General features: G+C 41.2%; 14 protein-coding genes and 2 pseudogenes. 10 read left to right on the forward strand and 6 right to left on the reverse strand.

What is annotated here, in order from left to right; all coding sequences use genetic code 11:
• From F973_RS08260 to F973_RS08270, 3 genes and pseudogenes are all read right to left on the reverse strand, one after another.
• Positions 1–248 (reverse strand): annotated as a pseudogene (locus F973_RS08260) (RNA-guided endonuclease TnpB family protein); the annotation flags it as partial.
• Positions 249–477: 229 nt separating this feature from the next.
• On the reverse strand, positions 478–879 hold the full coding sequence (gene gloA, locus F973_RS08265; RefSeq protein WP_004761194.1) for a lactoylglutathione lyase: 402 nt from the start codon (positions 877–879) through the stop codon (positions 478–480).
• Between the two features lie 2 nt (positions 880–881).
• Complete coding sequence (locus F973_RS08270; protein ID WP_004761195.1) at positions 882–3,056, reverse strand: AmpG family muropeptide MFS transporter; 2,175 nt, start codon at positions 3,054–3,056, stop codon at positions 882–884.
• A gap of 196 nt (positions 3,057–3,252) precedes the next feature.
• On the opposite strand from F973_RS08270, the gene F973_RS08275 reads away from it, so the two are divergent.
• A complete protein-coding gene (locus F973_RS08275; protein ID WP_004761197.1) occupies positions 3,253–5,880 on the forward strand; it encodes a Lon protease family protein in 2,628 nt (875 codons plus the stop codon).
• Positions 5,881–5,968: 88 nt separating this feature from the next.
• On the opposite strand, the pseudogene F973_RS08280 reads toward F973_RS08275, so the two are convergent.
• The 3 genes and pseudogenes from F973_RS08280 to surE form a co-directional block, all read right to left on the reverse strand.
• Positions 5,969–6,504, reverse strand: a pseudogene (locus F973_RS08280) (LysR family transcriptional regulator).
• A 129-nt stretch (positions 6,505–6,633) separates the two neighbouring features.
• Positions 6,634–7,467 carry a peptidoglycan DD-metalloendopeptidase family protein gene (locus F973_RS08285; protein ID WP_004761200.1) on the reverse strand — a complete coding sequence of 278 codons (834 nt, stop codon included), beginning with the start codon at positions 7,465–7,467 and terminating at the stop codon, positions 6,634–6,636.
• A gap of 110 nt (positions 7,468–7,577) precedes the next feature.
• Positions 7,578–8,354 (reverse strand): 5'/3'-nucleotidase SurE, encoded by a 777-nt coding sequence (gene surE / locus F973_RS08290; protein WP_004761202.1) that lies wholly within the window; start codon positions 8,352–8,354, stop codon positions 7,578–7,580.
• Positions 8,355–8,457: 103 nt separating this feature from the next.
• Here surE and F973_RS08295 point away from each other — a divergent pair, with 103 nt between their 5' ends.
• From F973_RS08295 to purB, 9 genes are all read left to right on the forward strand, one after another.
• Positions 8,458–8,829 carry an MCR_0457 family protein gene (locus tag F973_RS08295; RefSeq protein ID WP_004761204.1) on the forward strand — a complete coding sequence of 124 codons (372 nt, stop codon included), beginning with the start codon at positions 8,458–8,460 and terminating at the stop codon, positions 8,827–8,829.
• A gap of 151 nt (positions 8,830–8,980) precedes the next feature.
• Complete coding sequence (locus F973_RS08300; protein WP_004761205.1) at positions 8,981–9,382, forward strand: MCR_0457 family protein; 402 nt, start codon at positions 8,981–8,983, stop codon at positions 9,380–9,382.
• A gap of 114 nt (positions 9,383–9,496) precedes the next feature.
• Complete coding sequence (gene dacC / locus F973_RS08305; protein WP_004761206.1) at positions 9,497–10,645, forward strand: D-alanyl-D-alanine carboxypeptidase PBP5/6; 1,149 nt, start codon at positions 9,497–9,499, stop codon at positions 10,643–10,645.
• Positions 10,646–10,735: 90 nt separating this feature from the next.
• A complete protein-coding gene (locus tag F973_RS08310; RefSeq protein ID WP_004761207.1) occupies positions 10,736–11,281 on the forward strand; it encodes a gamma carbonic anhydrase family protein in 546 nt (181 codons plus the stop codon).
• A 39-nt stretch (positions 11,282–11,320) separates the two neighbouring features.
• Complete coding sequence (locus tag F973_RS08315) at positions 11,321–12,064, forward strand: DUF4145 domain-containing protein (RefSeq protein ID WP_004761208.1); 744 nt, start codon at positions 11,321–11,323, stop codon at positions 12,062–12,064.
• Between the two features lie 61 nt (positions 12,065–12,125).
• Positions 12,126–12,614, forward strand: a complete 489-nt coding sequence (locus F973_RS08320; protein WP_004761209.1) for an NUDIX hydrolase — start codon at positions 12,126–12,128, stop codon at positions 12,612–12,614.
• Positions 12,615–12,618: 4 nt separating this feature from the next.
• A complete protein-coding gene (gene mnmA / locus F973_RS08325) occupies positions 12,619–13,752 on the forward strand; it encodes a tRNA 2-thiouridine(34) synthase MnmA (protein WP_004761211.1) in 1,134 nt (377 codons plus the stop codon).
• Between the two features lie 18 nt (positions 13,753–13,770).
• Entirely contained in the window at positions 13,771–14,502 is a 732-nt protein-coding gene (gene hflD / locus F973_RS08330) for a high frequency lysogenization protein HflD (RefSeq protein WP_004761212.1), read from the forward strand.
• A gap of 54 nt (positions 14,503–14,556) precedes the next feature.
• Positions 14,557–15,945: an adenylosuccinate lyase gene (purB, locus tag F973_RS08335; protein WP_004682205.1), complete on the forward strand. Its 1,389-nt coding sequence runs from the start codon at positions 14,557–14,559 to the stop codon at positions 15,943–15,945.
• The last annotated feature ends 264 nt before the right edge of the window (positions 15,946–16,209 follow it).

Consider the following 16,209-nt stretch of genomic DNA (forward strand, 5'->3'; position numbering starts at 1 on the left):
TTGAATTGCTTGCGTCTTGTCACTAATTCTTCTGTGACCGCCTGAATCGTTTGGCTATGCAAATTACATTCTTTCGATGTGCCTTTTGTGTATTTAGCAATATCGTATGCTGAAAAGAATTGTTGTTTGCGTTGTAGATGCTTGAAACACAAATCATTGACATAATTCCAAACAAAGTTTACCTCCAACGCTAGTTGGTCTAGCATCTTGCAATGTTTGTCTTTTATGCGTAATTTGAGTGTCTTCATACAATTATTTTAACCGTATTTTTCTTAATAGTGATTATAGCAAAAGTATTTAAAACGACATTTCATGTCGTATGGCTTACGCCAGTCGCTTATATCCTCGGGCTAAACCCCGAGGTTTTACGCTCCAATGGATAAAAAAACTGCAATATGAGATTAAAAACATCATATTGCAGTTTTTAAGTAAAAGGCTTAATAAAAATCAACCCTATATGACTCAATATACACCATACTAATTATTACGTGCGTTTAAATCCTGCTGAATCAACTCGACTTTATAGCCATCTGGATCTTCAACAAAAGCGATCACCGTAACTCCACCTTTCATTGGGCCAGCCTCACGTACTACTTTTCCACCAGCTGCTTTGATTTCTTCACATGCTTTATAGGCATCATCAACACCAATCGCGATATGACCATAAGCATTGCCTAAATCATAGCTTGCTGTATCCCAGTTATGAGTCAGCTCAAGCACAGTGTTATTTTCTTCATCACCATAGCCCACAAAAGCCAGGGTGAAACGCCCCTCTTCATAATCACGTTGACGTAGTAATTTCATACCAAGTACCTCAGTGTAGAACTTTAAAGATTGTTCTAAATTACCTACTCGTAACATCGTATGTAACATGCGCATAGTTATTCACCTGTCTGTTGAATTGTTTGGTTTTCATGGTCACGTAATAGTTTCGCAACCCAAACCACAAGAATCAAAATTGGAATTCCAATTAAAGTCGTCATTAAAAAGAAATTTGGGTAGCCAATATTACTCACAATCGTTCCTGAATATCCTCCCAATAATTTGGGTGTGAGCGTCATTAAAGAACTAAAAATCGCATATTGAACCGCAGTAAATGACACACTCGTTAAGCTAGATAAAAAGGCAATAAATGCAGCACCAGCTAAACCTGAGGCTAAATTATCGACAATAATGGCAAAATACAGCCACAATGAGCTATAACCCTTTATCACTTTGCCAGAAAGTTCTATTGTGCCTGACTGACTTGGATCGACCACAGCAATTGGCTGAATATCGACATCGAGTGTGGTTTCAACATGTGATGCAGTATTAATACGATATGATCTTGTTGCAAATAACTTGCTTGCACTATTATTTTTGAAATTAACAAAAGCTTTAATGGTTTTAGTGGGAGATGCTTGTAATAGCTTTCCATCTACAGCACCAGTAAATATTCCTTTATCATCCAGTTTCGCAGCAAACTCTTGATTATCTAATTTAAGAATAACAGGCTTATCCTGATTTAAATCTTCATTTTTAAGCCCTGCTAATTGCCCTTTAACGACTAGACTTTGCTTCAATTCTTTTTCCGTTAATTGATCATCACCACTGATTGGTAATAATTGAATCTGAGCGTGCTGGGCATTTACTAAATATGGTATTGCAAGAGTTACATTGGTATCGCTCTGATTTTGGTACTGAGTACTTACCTGTACCGAATTTGTTTTTGCCAAGACGTCATTCGGCACTTGTAATTTCCAATATCCAACATCATCGGTTTGCACTTGATAATGTTTATTTCCGACCTGAACCTCAACTGGAGCAAGTGGTTTTCCTGATTTGACCAAGCCGATAAAAATTAAATTGGTTGAACTGGCCAACACTGCGCCCACGAACATCAGTTTCATAATGTTCATGCGTTGCGCTAACAAACCACCGAGAAAACCACCAACTAAACTAAAGATCACACCATAGATTTTCACAGCCTCAGCAATTTGTTCTTTACTGAAATTTAGATCTTGATAGAACACATTGGAAATCACTCCTGCAATGATGTCTGAGATGCGGAAAAAACCAATCAGCAGCAAAAGCACTAAGGCAAGTTTAATACCGTAACGTTTGAAGAATTCTAAAACTGGGGCAACCCAGGTTTCTTTTGCCATTTGTTGATTCACGACGCCAATTTTAACTAAACCAAAACCAACCAATAAAGCTGTGGCTGTAGCAGTTAAAAAGCGTAGGGCTTCTAAACCAAATAAAGCTGCGGTGTCTTTAATATTTGCGGCTTTAGCGGTAGCATCTGTTACATTCCCAGAGTAAATATAACTGACAACAAAAGTTGCAACAGCAATAAAGAATACAAAGACTAAGCGATAGTAATCTGTAGTTTTATAATGTTTATAAACACGATTTACTTGAGGTTCACGAATGCATAAAGTTGTAATAATACCAACCACCATAACTGCTGCCATGGTTAGATAAGTATATTTCCATGCTTCATAGATATAATTGCCTTTAGCTGTACCTAAATAAGCAGCAAGAAATAAAGCCCCTGCACCTGCAACGATCATCCCAATACGATAACCTGCGTTGTAAGTTGAAGCTAAAACCGTTTGCATCTCACTTTCAGCAAGTTCAATACGATAAGCATCGATGACAATATCTTGAGTCGCTGCCGAGAACCCTAATAAAACGGCACCAACTGCCATTTGAATTAAATAGCTTTGTCCAAGTGCTGGGTCGGAAAATGCCATGATACAAATTGCACATATAATCAAAGACTGTGCAATCAACAACCAGGCACGGCGACGGCCTAAACTTTTCGTTAATAATGGAACAGGCAATTCATCAATCAATGGTGCCCAAACGAATTTAAAAGAGTAACCCAATGCCGCCCAACTAAAAAAGGTCACCGCACTCTTATCAATACCAGCCTCACCCAGCCACAGCGATAAACTGGAAAAAATCAGTAGAATCGGAATCCCTGCCGAGAAACCCAGAAATAACATAATCAGGGCACGGCGATCCCAAAATGCCTTAAATGCGGATGCCCAGCCAGTGGCTTGAGTTGTCATTGGTTATTATTTTCCATGAACATGCGTGAATGTGCCTATTCAATCGCGTCTTGCGCCTGCTTGCAAGTTGCTTTATGCAATCAAATAAAATTATTGTTTTGTTTTGTCGATAAAAAACACAAGTTCGCTTGATCTTTGGACCTAAAACTGTATACCTTTAATTACCTAACTTTCGTTTCTTTGTTGGATAGCAATAGTGACCCAAAAACTCGATCAAATGACCGCAACAACTTTATCCTCGACACCAACAAACACGATTACAGCAAAAATCAATTCATTTCCAAGTGCTTTTGAACAGACCGACATCCAGGCAACTCTACTTAAAACCGCATTACATGCACACCAACTGACGCATACGCCAGATTTGGCTGAAATTCCAAGTTCAACCAAACGCATTAAACCACTGAATAATTTTTTAGGACAGGACCGCGCCCGTGCCTCAGTCGAGGCAGGGATTTCTTTACCCTATTCAGGCTATAACATTTTTGCTGTGGGTACGGCTGGTCTTGGTAAACGAACCATGATCAAGCGTTTGCTCCAACAGCACGCCAAAACCATGGCTACCCCTGATGACTGGGTCTATGTCAATAATTTCAAGAACCCAAGACAACCGATTGCTCTGCGCTTCCCAGCGGGACAAGGCAGCAAATTTCAAAATGCCTTGCAGCAGGCATGGCAAATTATCTTAAAGCAGCTGGAACGCCGTTTTAGTGCGGAAACCTATCACAACCGTATTGAACGTATCCGTCAGGATACGGGTGATGTACAGCAACAGGCATTGGTTGAACTGACCAAAGAGGGTGAAGAACTCGATTTAAAATTGATTTCCCGTAATGACAAGCATGTCTTTATTCCAATGCAGTTGAAAGACAATGAATATCATGAACTCACCCAAAATGACCTGAACGCATTAACTAGCAAGGAACGTGCTGAAATCAACTCCAATATGCGTTATATGGAGAAAAAACTTGAACGTCTGGGTTTACATCTGGGCGATCTGGAAGATGATGCGCGGGATCAGGTGTCCAGCTTAAACCGTGATATTGCCACCCAGGTGGTGATGCCTCGTATTGAACTGATTTTAAATAAGAACAAAGAGGTTAAAGGTCTCGATATCTATTTAAAGCAGTACGCCGAAGACATTATTGACAACGTTGAGTTGATTTTAGAGCAAGAGGAAGATGACTTTACTCCTGCACTGTTCAACCGGGTACCCTCTCGTTATCAGGCCAATGTGATTATTGCCAATAAACCAAATAGTGGCGCACCCGTTATTTTTGAAGATTTCCCAACACACTACAATTTATTGGGTCATGTGGAGCAACTGACTCACAATGGTACGATCACCACTGATTTCACCCTGATTCGTTCTGGTTCACTGCATCGGGCCAATGGTGGCTTTTTGATGCTGGAAGCGGAACAATTGCTGGAGCAACCTTATGCATGGCAAGGCCTGAAACGTGCCTTAAAATCTGGACAACTCAAGCTTTCTTCACTGGAACATATGCTCACCCTCACAGGCAGTATCTCCATTGAACCCGCTTCCGTTCCACTTGATATTAAAGTGGTTTTACTGGCCGAACCTGAAATTTATTATGAAATTCTGGAAGTGGAACCTGAGCTTGGCAGTGTCTTTAAAATCCGTGCCGACTTTACCGATACATTACAACGTAATGACAGTAACGAACAGGCTTATATGCAGCTGATCGCCGACTATGTTCAGGCAGATAAATTACTTCCCTTTGACCGTTCTGCACTAGCCGCATTGCTTACTGATTCCAGCCGTCAGGCTGAGGATCAAAGCTCTTTATCATTACATGCCTCAACCCTTGGTGACCTGATCCGCGAAGCGCATCACCATGCCTTTAAAGCGGATGACAAGATTGTCACAGATCAGCATGTCAACCAAGCCCTGCACCATCGCCAATATCGCTTAGGCTATTTACGTGAGCTCTACTGGCAAGACCTGTCTCGCGGTACGCAGTTGATTGAAACTTCTGGGCATCGTCTTGGTCAAATCAATGCCCTTTCTGTGATTCACTATGCCGATGTCGAGTTTGGCTTACCGTCGCGTCTAACAGCTTCTGTATATCAAGGTGGTGGCGATATTCTGGATATTGAACGCAGTGTGGAGCTAGGTGGCTCATTGCATGCCAAAGGTGTATTGCTCATGTCGAGCTTCTTAAAAGCACACTTTGGCCGTGAACAAATCCTGCACTTCTCTGCCGCCTTGGCGTTTGAGCAAAGCTATGGGCAAGTGGATGGTGATAGTGCCACTGTTGCAGAACTTTCTGCGTTAATTTCCGCAATTTGTCAGATTCCAATTGATCAGTCCTGGGCAATTACAGGCTCGATGAACCAGTTGGGCCAGGTACAGCCAATTGGTGGAGTGAATGCCAAAATTGAGGGCTTCTTCGATGCCTGTAAGTTGCAAGGCTTTACAGGCAAACAAGGGGTGATTATTCCACGCCAGAACATGCAGCACCTGATGCTCCGTCAGGATGTGATTGAAGCGGTACAAACTGATCAGTTCCATGTCCATGCGATTGACACTATTGATCAGGCGCTGGAAATTCTGATGGCCCGTCCAGTTGGCACCCTCGATAAAAAAGGTCGATACAGCAAAAACTCCATTTATGCTGCAGTGATGGAACAGTTGGAATATTGGCAAGCCATTGAGGATGGTGAAGCCGTTGAAACGGAACAGCCCAAGAAAAAGAAAAAACGTAAGAAAAGCAAAAAGGATGAAATGGAAGCCAAAGCCGCGGATGAAACTGTAGTCGAAGTTGAAACTCTCAATACCTTAGCTAAAAAACGTAAATAATCCATAAAAAAAGCCATGCTCTCTCTAGCATGGCTTTTTGGTTTTATTGATCAGTTCAGGCAACCCCCTGCAAAGAGCGACCACCAGGTCACTGCACAAAGTATTGTTTCAATGCATCAATACAGCGCTGTACTTTCATTGGATACTGTTCACGCTTGGAGGTTAAGGCATGCAAGGTATAGGCAGGCATGTGCCAGTCAGGCAACACCTCAACCAGCGTGCCATTAATCAGCTCTTTCTGGATGTCCATGTATAAAATACGTGCCAGCCCAAGACATCCAGTGTGACAAGCCTGGAATGACATGCAGCGCACCCAGCTCAGGCGTGGTTGCAATACGCAAATCTCCCACCAGATCATCACGCAATTCGTTAATACGGATTTTGCCACGCTCTGCCGCAGCCAGCATTTCCTGACAGCTTTAAAAGAATGCTTGACCCGCCTCGGTTAGACTCAGTTTTCGGGTCGAACGATGAAGTAAGGTGACTTCCATTTCTTGTTCTAAAGATCGGATTTGTTGACTGACCGCACTAGTTGTAATGCCCAGTTCTCTTGCTGCACCGCTAAAAGAATTTTTTTTCTACAACGCAAGCAAAGACCCCCATTTCACGCAATTGATCTAACATAGACTTCTCTCGTAATTTATTAATATGCTTATTGTTCTAATAAAAGCAAACGAGCTTAACATACAGAGAAGTCTATTTGTAGGCTAGAGATTATTAACAATTTGTTGAAAGTTTGTTAAACGGAATAAATTAATTCGGTAAAACAGTCGCTGGATTCACAGGTTTACCATCCAGACGAACCTGAAACTCCAGCATCACACGGTTAGCGCCAGAAGAGCCCATCTCCGCGATTTTTTGTCCTGCGGTGACATTGTCCCCACTCTTCACCAGCATCTTGCTGTTATGGGCATATGCTGTGATGTAACCGTCAATATGCTTGATCAATACCAAGTTTCCATATTCTTTCAGACCATCCGCAGCATAAACCACCTGACCATTTGCAGCGGCAAATATTGGATCGCCCTCATTTCCGCCATAGCGAGTGCCTTTCACATTACTTGCGAGATTAAAGCTTTGAATGACCGCACCATTTGATGGTTTTACCCAACGCAGGCTAGATGCCAGAGTTGAAGAGGATGGATTTACGGGAGCCACTGGAACAACAGGCTGAGTTCTAGGAACCACAGGTTGCGGTTTTGGAACCACTGGCTGTTGTGCTGGCAAATTAATGCTCTGGCGCTGGATTGGAGCCGCCTGGGTAATCACCTGGGTTGAGGTGGTACGTTGCGCCACAGAGCCCTTTAAGCGTAGAGACTGGTTGACATAGATGCGGTACGGCGCCGCAATGTCATTCAATGCGGCAATATCCAGATAATTCAGGCCATAACGATTTGCGATTCCACTCAAGGTGTCGCCTGAACGCACTGTATAGTAATTTGGTGCCTGCACATTGCGAACGCCACCATTCACCTGCGGTTTAGATGCACAACCAGTAACCAGCGCTGTGAGTGTTACCACCGTAGACAGCACGATTGTTTTCATCATTTTTTGTGATAGAAAAATCGAAACATGATTTAAGTGCATCTTCGCCCTCATCGAAAAAACCTTAACTTATTTGCGCCTAAGAGTACCAAAAAAGTGAGAAAAAACGAGTTCTCACTTTCCATATTCACAAAGTTATAACATTTAGGTGCTTATTCAGGTCCATTCACATAGCTATGTAGATTGTCCAGTACCGCATAATTGGTCGCATCCATCTGGATTGGGGTGATGCTGACATAGCCATTCGACACCGCAAAAAAATCAGACTGGATATGGCTGGAAGCCGACTGTGGATCAGTCACCGCCTCTCCAGCAAGCCCAATCCAGTACACCTGACGACCACGCGGATCAACATGGCTGCTGATTGGCTTGGACTGCGCACGGCGCCCCTGATAAGTCACCTGTGCCCCTTTGATCTGCTCAACATCGGGAATGTTAATATTAAAGATATGACGCGGTGGCAACACAGGCAGTCCTTTGGCAATGAAGTCATGTACCCATTGTGCCGCTTGCGCATAATGCTGCGGATGTTCATAGGAACGTACATTTACACCCGCCAAAGACACGGCAATTGCTGGATGTTTCATCAATCTTCCCTCAAATGCAGACCCAACCGTACCTGAATATAGAACATCATCGCCCAGATTGGCGCCACTGTTGATTCCACTGACCACAAGGTCAAATTCGAAATCAAACAGGCCATTCATGGATAAGTATACACAGTCCGCAGGTGTGCCATTCACAGCCCAGACATCTTCAGAAATGGGGATGGGACGTAAGGGCCGATCCAGGGTTAAGGCGCTTGAATAACCACTACGCTCACTTTCAGGGGCAACCACCACCACCCGCCCCAAAGGTTTTAACGCCTGCGCCAAGGCTTGCAGTCCAGGTGCAAACACACCATCATCATTTGCGATTAAGATATTCACTAAGGTTCTGTCTCTTCAAAAATTACTGTGCAGTTTTTTCAATTGAAATATTAATTGAATTATATATATTTATATCTTCATAGTATGAGAAATTTATGCAGCCATGAGACATTTATCCAGTTTTGTTCGAGTTTTAGCGGTTAGTTTCACATTTCTTGTGGCACCAGCAGTTTTTGCTGACGCAGCTTCAGTAAAAGAAGCGGATGCATTGATTAAGGATGATATTGCCAATGCACAAGTGCTGATTGAGATGTGTCCTAACCTGATCGGTAAGAATGCAAAATTTGACCAGAATATCAAAAAAATGGTGGATTCTTATTTGGGTAGTTACTCAGACAAGTCTGCTTCGCTTGAAAACCTGCAAAAAGATGCTGAATTCAACACTTTACTAAAAGATGCCCGTCAAGCTGCCACAGAGGTTGATAAGGCTGAACAGAAAGCGGTATGTGAAGAGGTATTGAATTTTGAGGGCTAAACAGGCCATTCAGACCTTAAAATGGTTTTAGATATTGATATTTAAAACCACAGTTTCTCCATATTCCCTACAGCAAACATACAAATTTTTATCTGTTTTTATGCTATAAATTGTTCAAATTCTTTAAGTCTTGTTTTGAGTTTGATTTCTTATGAAGAAAAATGTTGTAAAAACACTAGGTTTATCATTCCTCATCGCTGCCAGCACTTTTGTTCCTACCGCATTCGCAGCAGACAAACAGCCTGAAACTGAAAAGATTGAAGTCACCCCAATGTCTGATGAAATTTCACCACGGGAACTTGCAGTCATTTATGTATTGTCTGAAACCTGCCCAACTCTAATTGGCAAGGATTTAAAGTTTAACAAGGCCTACGATACACTGGTCAAGTCCTATTTATCCAATGAAAAAAATGCGGTTGAGATTCTCAGCAAACGCATGCAAACCAAGGAATATAAGCAACCCTTGAAAGAAGCCCGTGACATTGCCAAGGCAGCCTCGGACGAAGATAACCGTCAAATCTGTAATGATGTCCGTAATTATTATTCCAAGTAACCGATTTGCTACAATAGCATGATAAAAAGCCGACTTCGCCCATAGCAGTCGGCTTTGCTTTGTCCTAAAATGCTAGGCTCTTCTGCTTCATACAAGATATTGGAACCACCTAGAATGACTCAAAAAAGCGCTCTTGCTGCATTACTACTTTTGCCAAGCTTTTCATATGCAGCAACTGTCCTATCTGCTCCACCAGAATTAAATAATAAATCCTATGTGCTCATGGATTATGAGACAGGACAGATTCTCGCTGCCAAAAATGAAAATGAAAAACTTGCACCCGCTTCTATGACAAAAATGATGACAAGCTACATCATAGAGCAGAAACTTTTAAAGGGTGAATTGACTGAAGATGAACAGGTGCGGATGAATGAATCTGCGTGGTGCCGTGGTAGCAGCACTGAATCCTGTATGTATGTTCCATTAAATGGCACAGCAACCGTATTAGAGATGTTGCGTGGTATTATTATCCAGTCAGGAAATGATGCTTCTAAAGCGATGGCTGAACACATTGCAGGCAATGAGGGCACATTTGCCCATATGATGAACCAAGAAGCAAAACGTGTTGGTATGGTGAATACACATTTCATCAATTCAACAGGTATGCCTGCTGAAGGTCATTATTCAACAGCTAAAGATATGGCTGTTCTTGCTCAGCACATTATCAAAGATAGCTCTAAATACTACCCAATCTATTCTGAAAAAGAATTTACCTTTAATGGTATCAAGCAAGGCAACCGTAATGCCCTGCTTTACACTGACCCAAGTGTTGATGGCCTCAAGACAGGACATACCGAAGAAGCGGGTTACTGCCTCACTACCTCAAGCAAACGTGGTCCAATGCGCTTGATTTCCGTGATCTTTGGTACTCCAAGCATGAATGAGCGTGCCAGCCAGACACGTACCCTTTTAGCTTGGGGTTTTGCAAACTTTGAAACGGCTAATGTACAACCAGCCAATCAGGTGCTTGCCAAAGCCAAGGTTTGGTTTGGTAAGGAAGATGATGTTCAGATTGGTTTAGCTGAAAACTTCAACGTAACCATGCCGAAAGGTCAGGCTGACAAAATCAAGACCCAGCTTGTGGTACAGCCTAAACTGAATGCACCTTTGGCAAAAGGTCAGGTCGTTGGTAAATTGGTGGCCAACCTTGACGGTAAAGTGATTGCTGAAAAACCACTGGTTGCACTCAAACCTGTGGAAGAAGCTGGCTTCTTTGCCCGTATGATTGACCATATCAAGATGTTCTTTAGCAACTTGTTCTAATTTTAGAATTGCCAAATCAGGCACCCACACACTTTAGTCTGGGTGCCTTTTTATTTTATAATTCATGCAAATTATTTATTGTATTTTCTCATGGCTAAAAACATTCGCCCTTATTTAGATCATTACCCTGATATTGATACGAGTTGTTATATTGATGAAATGTCTGTGGTCATTGGTGATGTAAAATTGGCTGAAAATGTTTCGGTTTGGCCTTTTGCCGTGATTCGTGGCGATGTAAATTCCATTCGAATTGGCAAAAATAGTAACGTGCAAGATCATTGTATGTTGCATGTCAGTCATAAAAATCAATCTAAACCAAATGGCTCTCCACTTGTCATTGGAGAGGATGTGACGGTTGGGCATCATGTGACTTTACATGGCTGTACTGTTGGAAATCGTGTCCTGATCGGTATTAATACCGTTGTTTTAGATGACGTGATTATTGAAGATGATGTAATGATTGGTGCCGGTAGTTTAGTGCCACCACGCAAAGTCTTAAAAAGTGGTTATTTGTATGTGGGTAGCCCAGTCCAACAAGTCCGCCCTCTCACAGATAAAGAAAAGGCATTTTTACCTTATTCGGCGCAGAACTATGTGAAAGTGAAGGATAATTATATGAACTCAGTAACATCATAATTACAAAACATCATTACATTATAAAAATAGGAGAGATTTATGGATCACACACCTAAGCTTGGTAAAAGCAATTTTCAATGTCCACATTGTAAGGTCGTTTCTCAACAGGATTGGTTTGACAAGCGCAATGCAACCACGGTAGTAGAAAATATAGTAAATAATACTTTTTTGAACTATAGATCGAGTATCAGGGATTATCATCAAGAAGCTATTGCCCTATTTCTACGTCGCTTTTATCAAGAAAACGAGAAACAATTACCTAATTTCATCCCATCTAAATTTTCACTATCTACATGTTTAACATGTTCAGATATCTCTATTTGGGTAGAAGCAAAACTAGTTTATCCAAAGCAAATTGCCATTGAACCACCAAATCAAGATATGAGTGAAGAAATTCAAAACCTATATAATGAGGCCTTATCAATTGCTATGGAATCACCTAAAGGTGCAACTGCACTTTTAAGATTAGCATTACAACTTTTATTAAAACAACTTGGAAAGTCAGGAAAAAATATTAATAACGATATAAAAGAATTAGTTTCTGAGGGTTTAAGCCCAAAAATCCAACAAGCATTAGATTTATTAAGGGTGGTTGGAAACAATGCAGTTCATCCAGGCCAAATTGACCTTAATGATGATAATGAAATAGCCATAAAACTTTTTCATATCCTAAACTTTATTGCAAATGAAATGATTACCAAACCGAAAGAGTTAGAATTTTTATATTCCAGCATAATTCCTGATGACACCAAACAACATATTAAAGATCGAGATGGAAAATAATAGGATAGCCACCACGTCTCAAATTTTGTAGAATACCTTTTTTAAAATCACGGTACTTTCTATGACCGCTTGGACACCTCATGTCACAGTCGCCACTGTAGTCGAAAAAGACGGACGTTTTCTGTTTGTTGAAGAACACAGCGAAGGCTTTGTACATACCGTGTTTAATCAACCTGCGGGACATGTCGAATGTGGCGAAACCATTGTTGAAGCAGCGATTCGTGAGACCTTAGAAGAAACAGGTCATCATGTTGAAGTCGATCACTTGCTCGGGATTTACACCTATACGCCGCCCATGTTTCCTGATCGTACCTATTACCGTTTCTGCTTTCTTGCCCATATCACTTCCGTTGAGGAAAATGCGCAACTGGATACAGGCATTGTCGGTACGGTCTGGATGAACTTAGATGAGCTACAAGAATCAGCACGTGCTAGAAGCCCATTGGTTTTAAAAGTAATTGAAGATGCCCTTGCTGGCAAAAAATATCCCTTATCGCTCATTTATGAGCACCCTTTCTCTCCCTCATTAACTTCTCATTTGGACGCTTAATTAGATGCAACAACGTGTCATCGTCGGTATGTCTGGTGGTGTAGACTCCTCTGTTTCTGCCGCATTATTACTTCAACAAGGATATCAAGTTGAAGGTCTTTTCATGAAAAACTGGGAAGAAGATGATGGTACGGAATACTGCACAGCACTTGAAGACTTAGCTGATGCACAAGCCGTTGCAGATAAAATTGGCATCAAGCTGCATACTGCAAACTTTGCAATGGAATATTGGGATCGTGTCTTTGAGCACTTTCTGGCTGAATACGCTGCGGGTCGCACACCAAACCCAGATATTCTGTGCAATAAAGAAATTAAATTCCGCGCTTTCCTCGATCATGCGATGACTTTGGGTGCAGACTTTATTGCCACAGGCCACTATGCACGTCGTGGTGCGAGTACACAAAACTCTCGTGGTGAAACCTATGCACCATTATTACGAGGTGTTGATAATAATAAAGATCAAACTTATTTTTTACACGCTGTTCATGGTCGTGAAATCAATAAGACGCTGTTCCCTGTCGGTGAAATTGAAAAGCCTGAAGTTCGTCGCATTGCTGAACAACTTAATTTAGCAACAGCGAAGAAAAAGGACTCAACTGGTATTTGCTTTATTGGTGAACGTCGATTTACCGACTTCCTCAAACAATATCTTCCTGCTCAAGCTGGAAAAATTGTCTTGGATAATGGCAAACAAGTTGGTGAACATCACGGCTTAATGTACTATACGCTCGGTCAACGCGGTGGGATCGGTATTGGTGGTATGAAAGGTGCACAAGAAGGTGCATGGTTCGTATTGCATAAGGATGTTGCCAATAACCGATTAGTCATTGGACAGGGGCATGATCATCCGCTTATGCAAAGCACACAGCTCTGGAGTGAGTCAATTGATTGGGTCGCAGGTGAACAGGACATCCCAAGTACAGGATTCCGATGCACGGCAAAAACCCGTTATCGCCAGCCTGATCAAGCGTGTACAATTTATCGTGATGAACATACAGAAAGTGGTATTCGTGTTGAGTTTGACGAACCACAACGTGCTGTAACTCCTGGGCAAAGTGTGGTGTTTTACTCAGGAGAGGTATGCTTAGGCGGTGGTGTCATTCACCATACTGATGCACCTCAACCAGATTTTATTTAAGGATATTGGAATCGAAGCATGGCGGAGTTACCCTTTCAGCACACCCAAGCGTTGAATGTAAGACAAAACCGTGCTTTAGCATTGGCTGCTGTCTTCCAAGCAACTCAGCTCACGCATATGACGGCGATGGCGGGACAGCAGAGTATTGGAGATAGTGGTAATTTTTATTTTGAACTACTGATTAAAGCCAGTCTTAATATTCGCCCAGCCACCAATAATGCCACTCAAACTTTAGATTTTTTTAATCAACTTGCAGATATCTCTCTTGGTTTAAAAACATTAGAAGGTTGTATTACTCAACCCTTTAATACTGCACCAAAATCCAGAGTCCCTAAACTTTCGACAGCTAAACTTCCAATGTCGTATGCTATGGCATTATTGCAGTTGGAAAAGAAAGTTTATAGCAATCCTGAATACGTCAAAATTATCGAAGCAGCTCAGCAAAAAATATTAAAACAGCTTTCATTTTTCGATAACAATTATTTGCATCCAAGTATTATTGCCAATTTAGCTCAGACCTACGTTGAAACTGCTGGGCAAATTAATCCACGTATCCTTGTCCGTGGTAATGCTGACGCGTTTAAAGATATGAATCATACAAATCGAATCCGTGCTTGCCTTTTTACAGGTCTACAGCTTGCGCATTTGTGGCGACAACTGGGCGGTAGCTCATGGAGTATGATCTTTAGTAAACGTAAGCTTTTACAAGATATTCAAGCTCTCGCTCGTTTGCAGTATCAGGTGGTATAAACCGATGCTAAGACGAATTTATTTTTATGTTTATTCCAAAATTAAGGAATCTGTATGAATGCTTTAACCGCACTCTCACCACTTGATGGACGTTATGCAAGCAAATGCGATGCGTTACGCCCTTTTTTGTCTGAGTTTGGTTTAATCCACGCTCGTGTTACGGTTGAAGTGCGTTGGTTACAAGCACTTGCAAATCGTGCAGAAATTATTGAAGTTCCTGCTTTTTCTGCTGAAACAAATGCAGCATTGGATGCAATCGTAACCAATTTTTCTGAAGAAGATGCGAATCGTATTAAAGAAATTGAACGTACGACAAACCACGATGTAAAAGCAGTTGAATATTTCCTTAAAGAAAAAATTGCGAATATTGATGAGCTACAAAATGCGGGCGAATTTATTCACTTTGCATGTACCTCTGAAGACATCAACAACTTGTCTCATGCATTAATGCTTAAAAATGGTCGTGAAGTTTTAGTTTCAAGCATGAAACAAATTCTGAATGCGATTTCTGCTTTAGCAATCACACATGCTGAACAACCAATGTTGTCTCGTACACATGGTCAAACTGCAAGCCCGACGACGTTGGGTAAAGAGATGGCAAACGTTGCTTATCGTTTAGCGCGCCAAATCAAGCAATTTGAAAATGTCGAATTACTCGGCAAAATCAATGGTGCTGTAGGTAACTACAATGCTCACCTTTCTGCTTACCCAGAAATTGACTGGGCTGCACATGCTCAAGCATTTGTTGAATCTTTAGGTTTAGCATTTAACCCATACACCACACAAATTGAGCCACATGACTATATGGCTGAATTGTTCGATGCATTACGTCGTTACAACACGATCTTGATCGATTTTAACCGTGATGTTTGGGGCTATATCTCACTGGGTTACTTCAAGCAAAAATTAAAAGACGGTGAAGTTGGTTCATCAACCATGCCTCATAAAGTAAACCCAATTGACTTCGAAAATTCTGAAGGTAACTTAGGTATCGCAAATGCGGTATTAGGTCACTTAGGTGAAAAACTTCCAGTTTCTCGTTGGCAGCGAGACTTAACTGACTCAACTGTTCTTCGTAACATGGGGGTTGGTTTTGCACAAAGCTTGATTGCTTTTGATGCTTGCTTAAAAGGTATTGGTAAACTTGAACTCAATGCTAACCGTTTAAATGAAGATTTAGACCAAGCACAAGAAGTTCTTGCTGAACCAATCCAAACCGTTATGCGTCGTTATAACGTTGAAAAGCCATACGAAAAATTAAAGGCATTGACTCGTGGTCAAGCAATGACACGTGAAATGATGGTGAACTTCGTAAATGGTGATGAGTTATTACAAGTTCCTGCTGACGAACGTGCACGTTTGGCTGAATTAACACCTGCAACATATACAGGTAATGCAGCTGAACAAGCGAAACAAATTAATGATCTAATTAGCAAAATCTAAGTTTTGTTGATAAAAAAGCAAAGCCTCGGCTTTGCTTTTTTATGCGCTAACATCTTAATTTCTATATTTTTTAATTGATATTTTTGAAAAAATAAACCAACAATCTGTTTAATTTAGCTTACTCAAAAATTGCAAATCACGCTTTTTAGTTTCAATGATAGAACATTTATTAAATTTTGAAATTCACGCACATAAAATGACTAACAATACTGTGATAAGCAATATAGTCAAATCATTATAAAACTAATACAACTCAGTCGATGA

It is taken from the genome of Acinetobacter sp. CIP 102129, assembly GCF_000368305.1.
Lineage (GTDB): Bacteria > Pseudomonadota > Gammaproteobacteria > Pseudomonadales > Moraxellaceae > Acinetobacter > Acinetobacter parvus.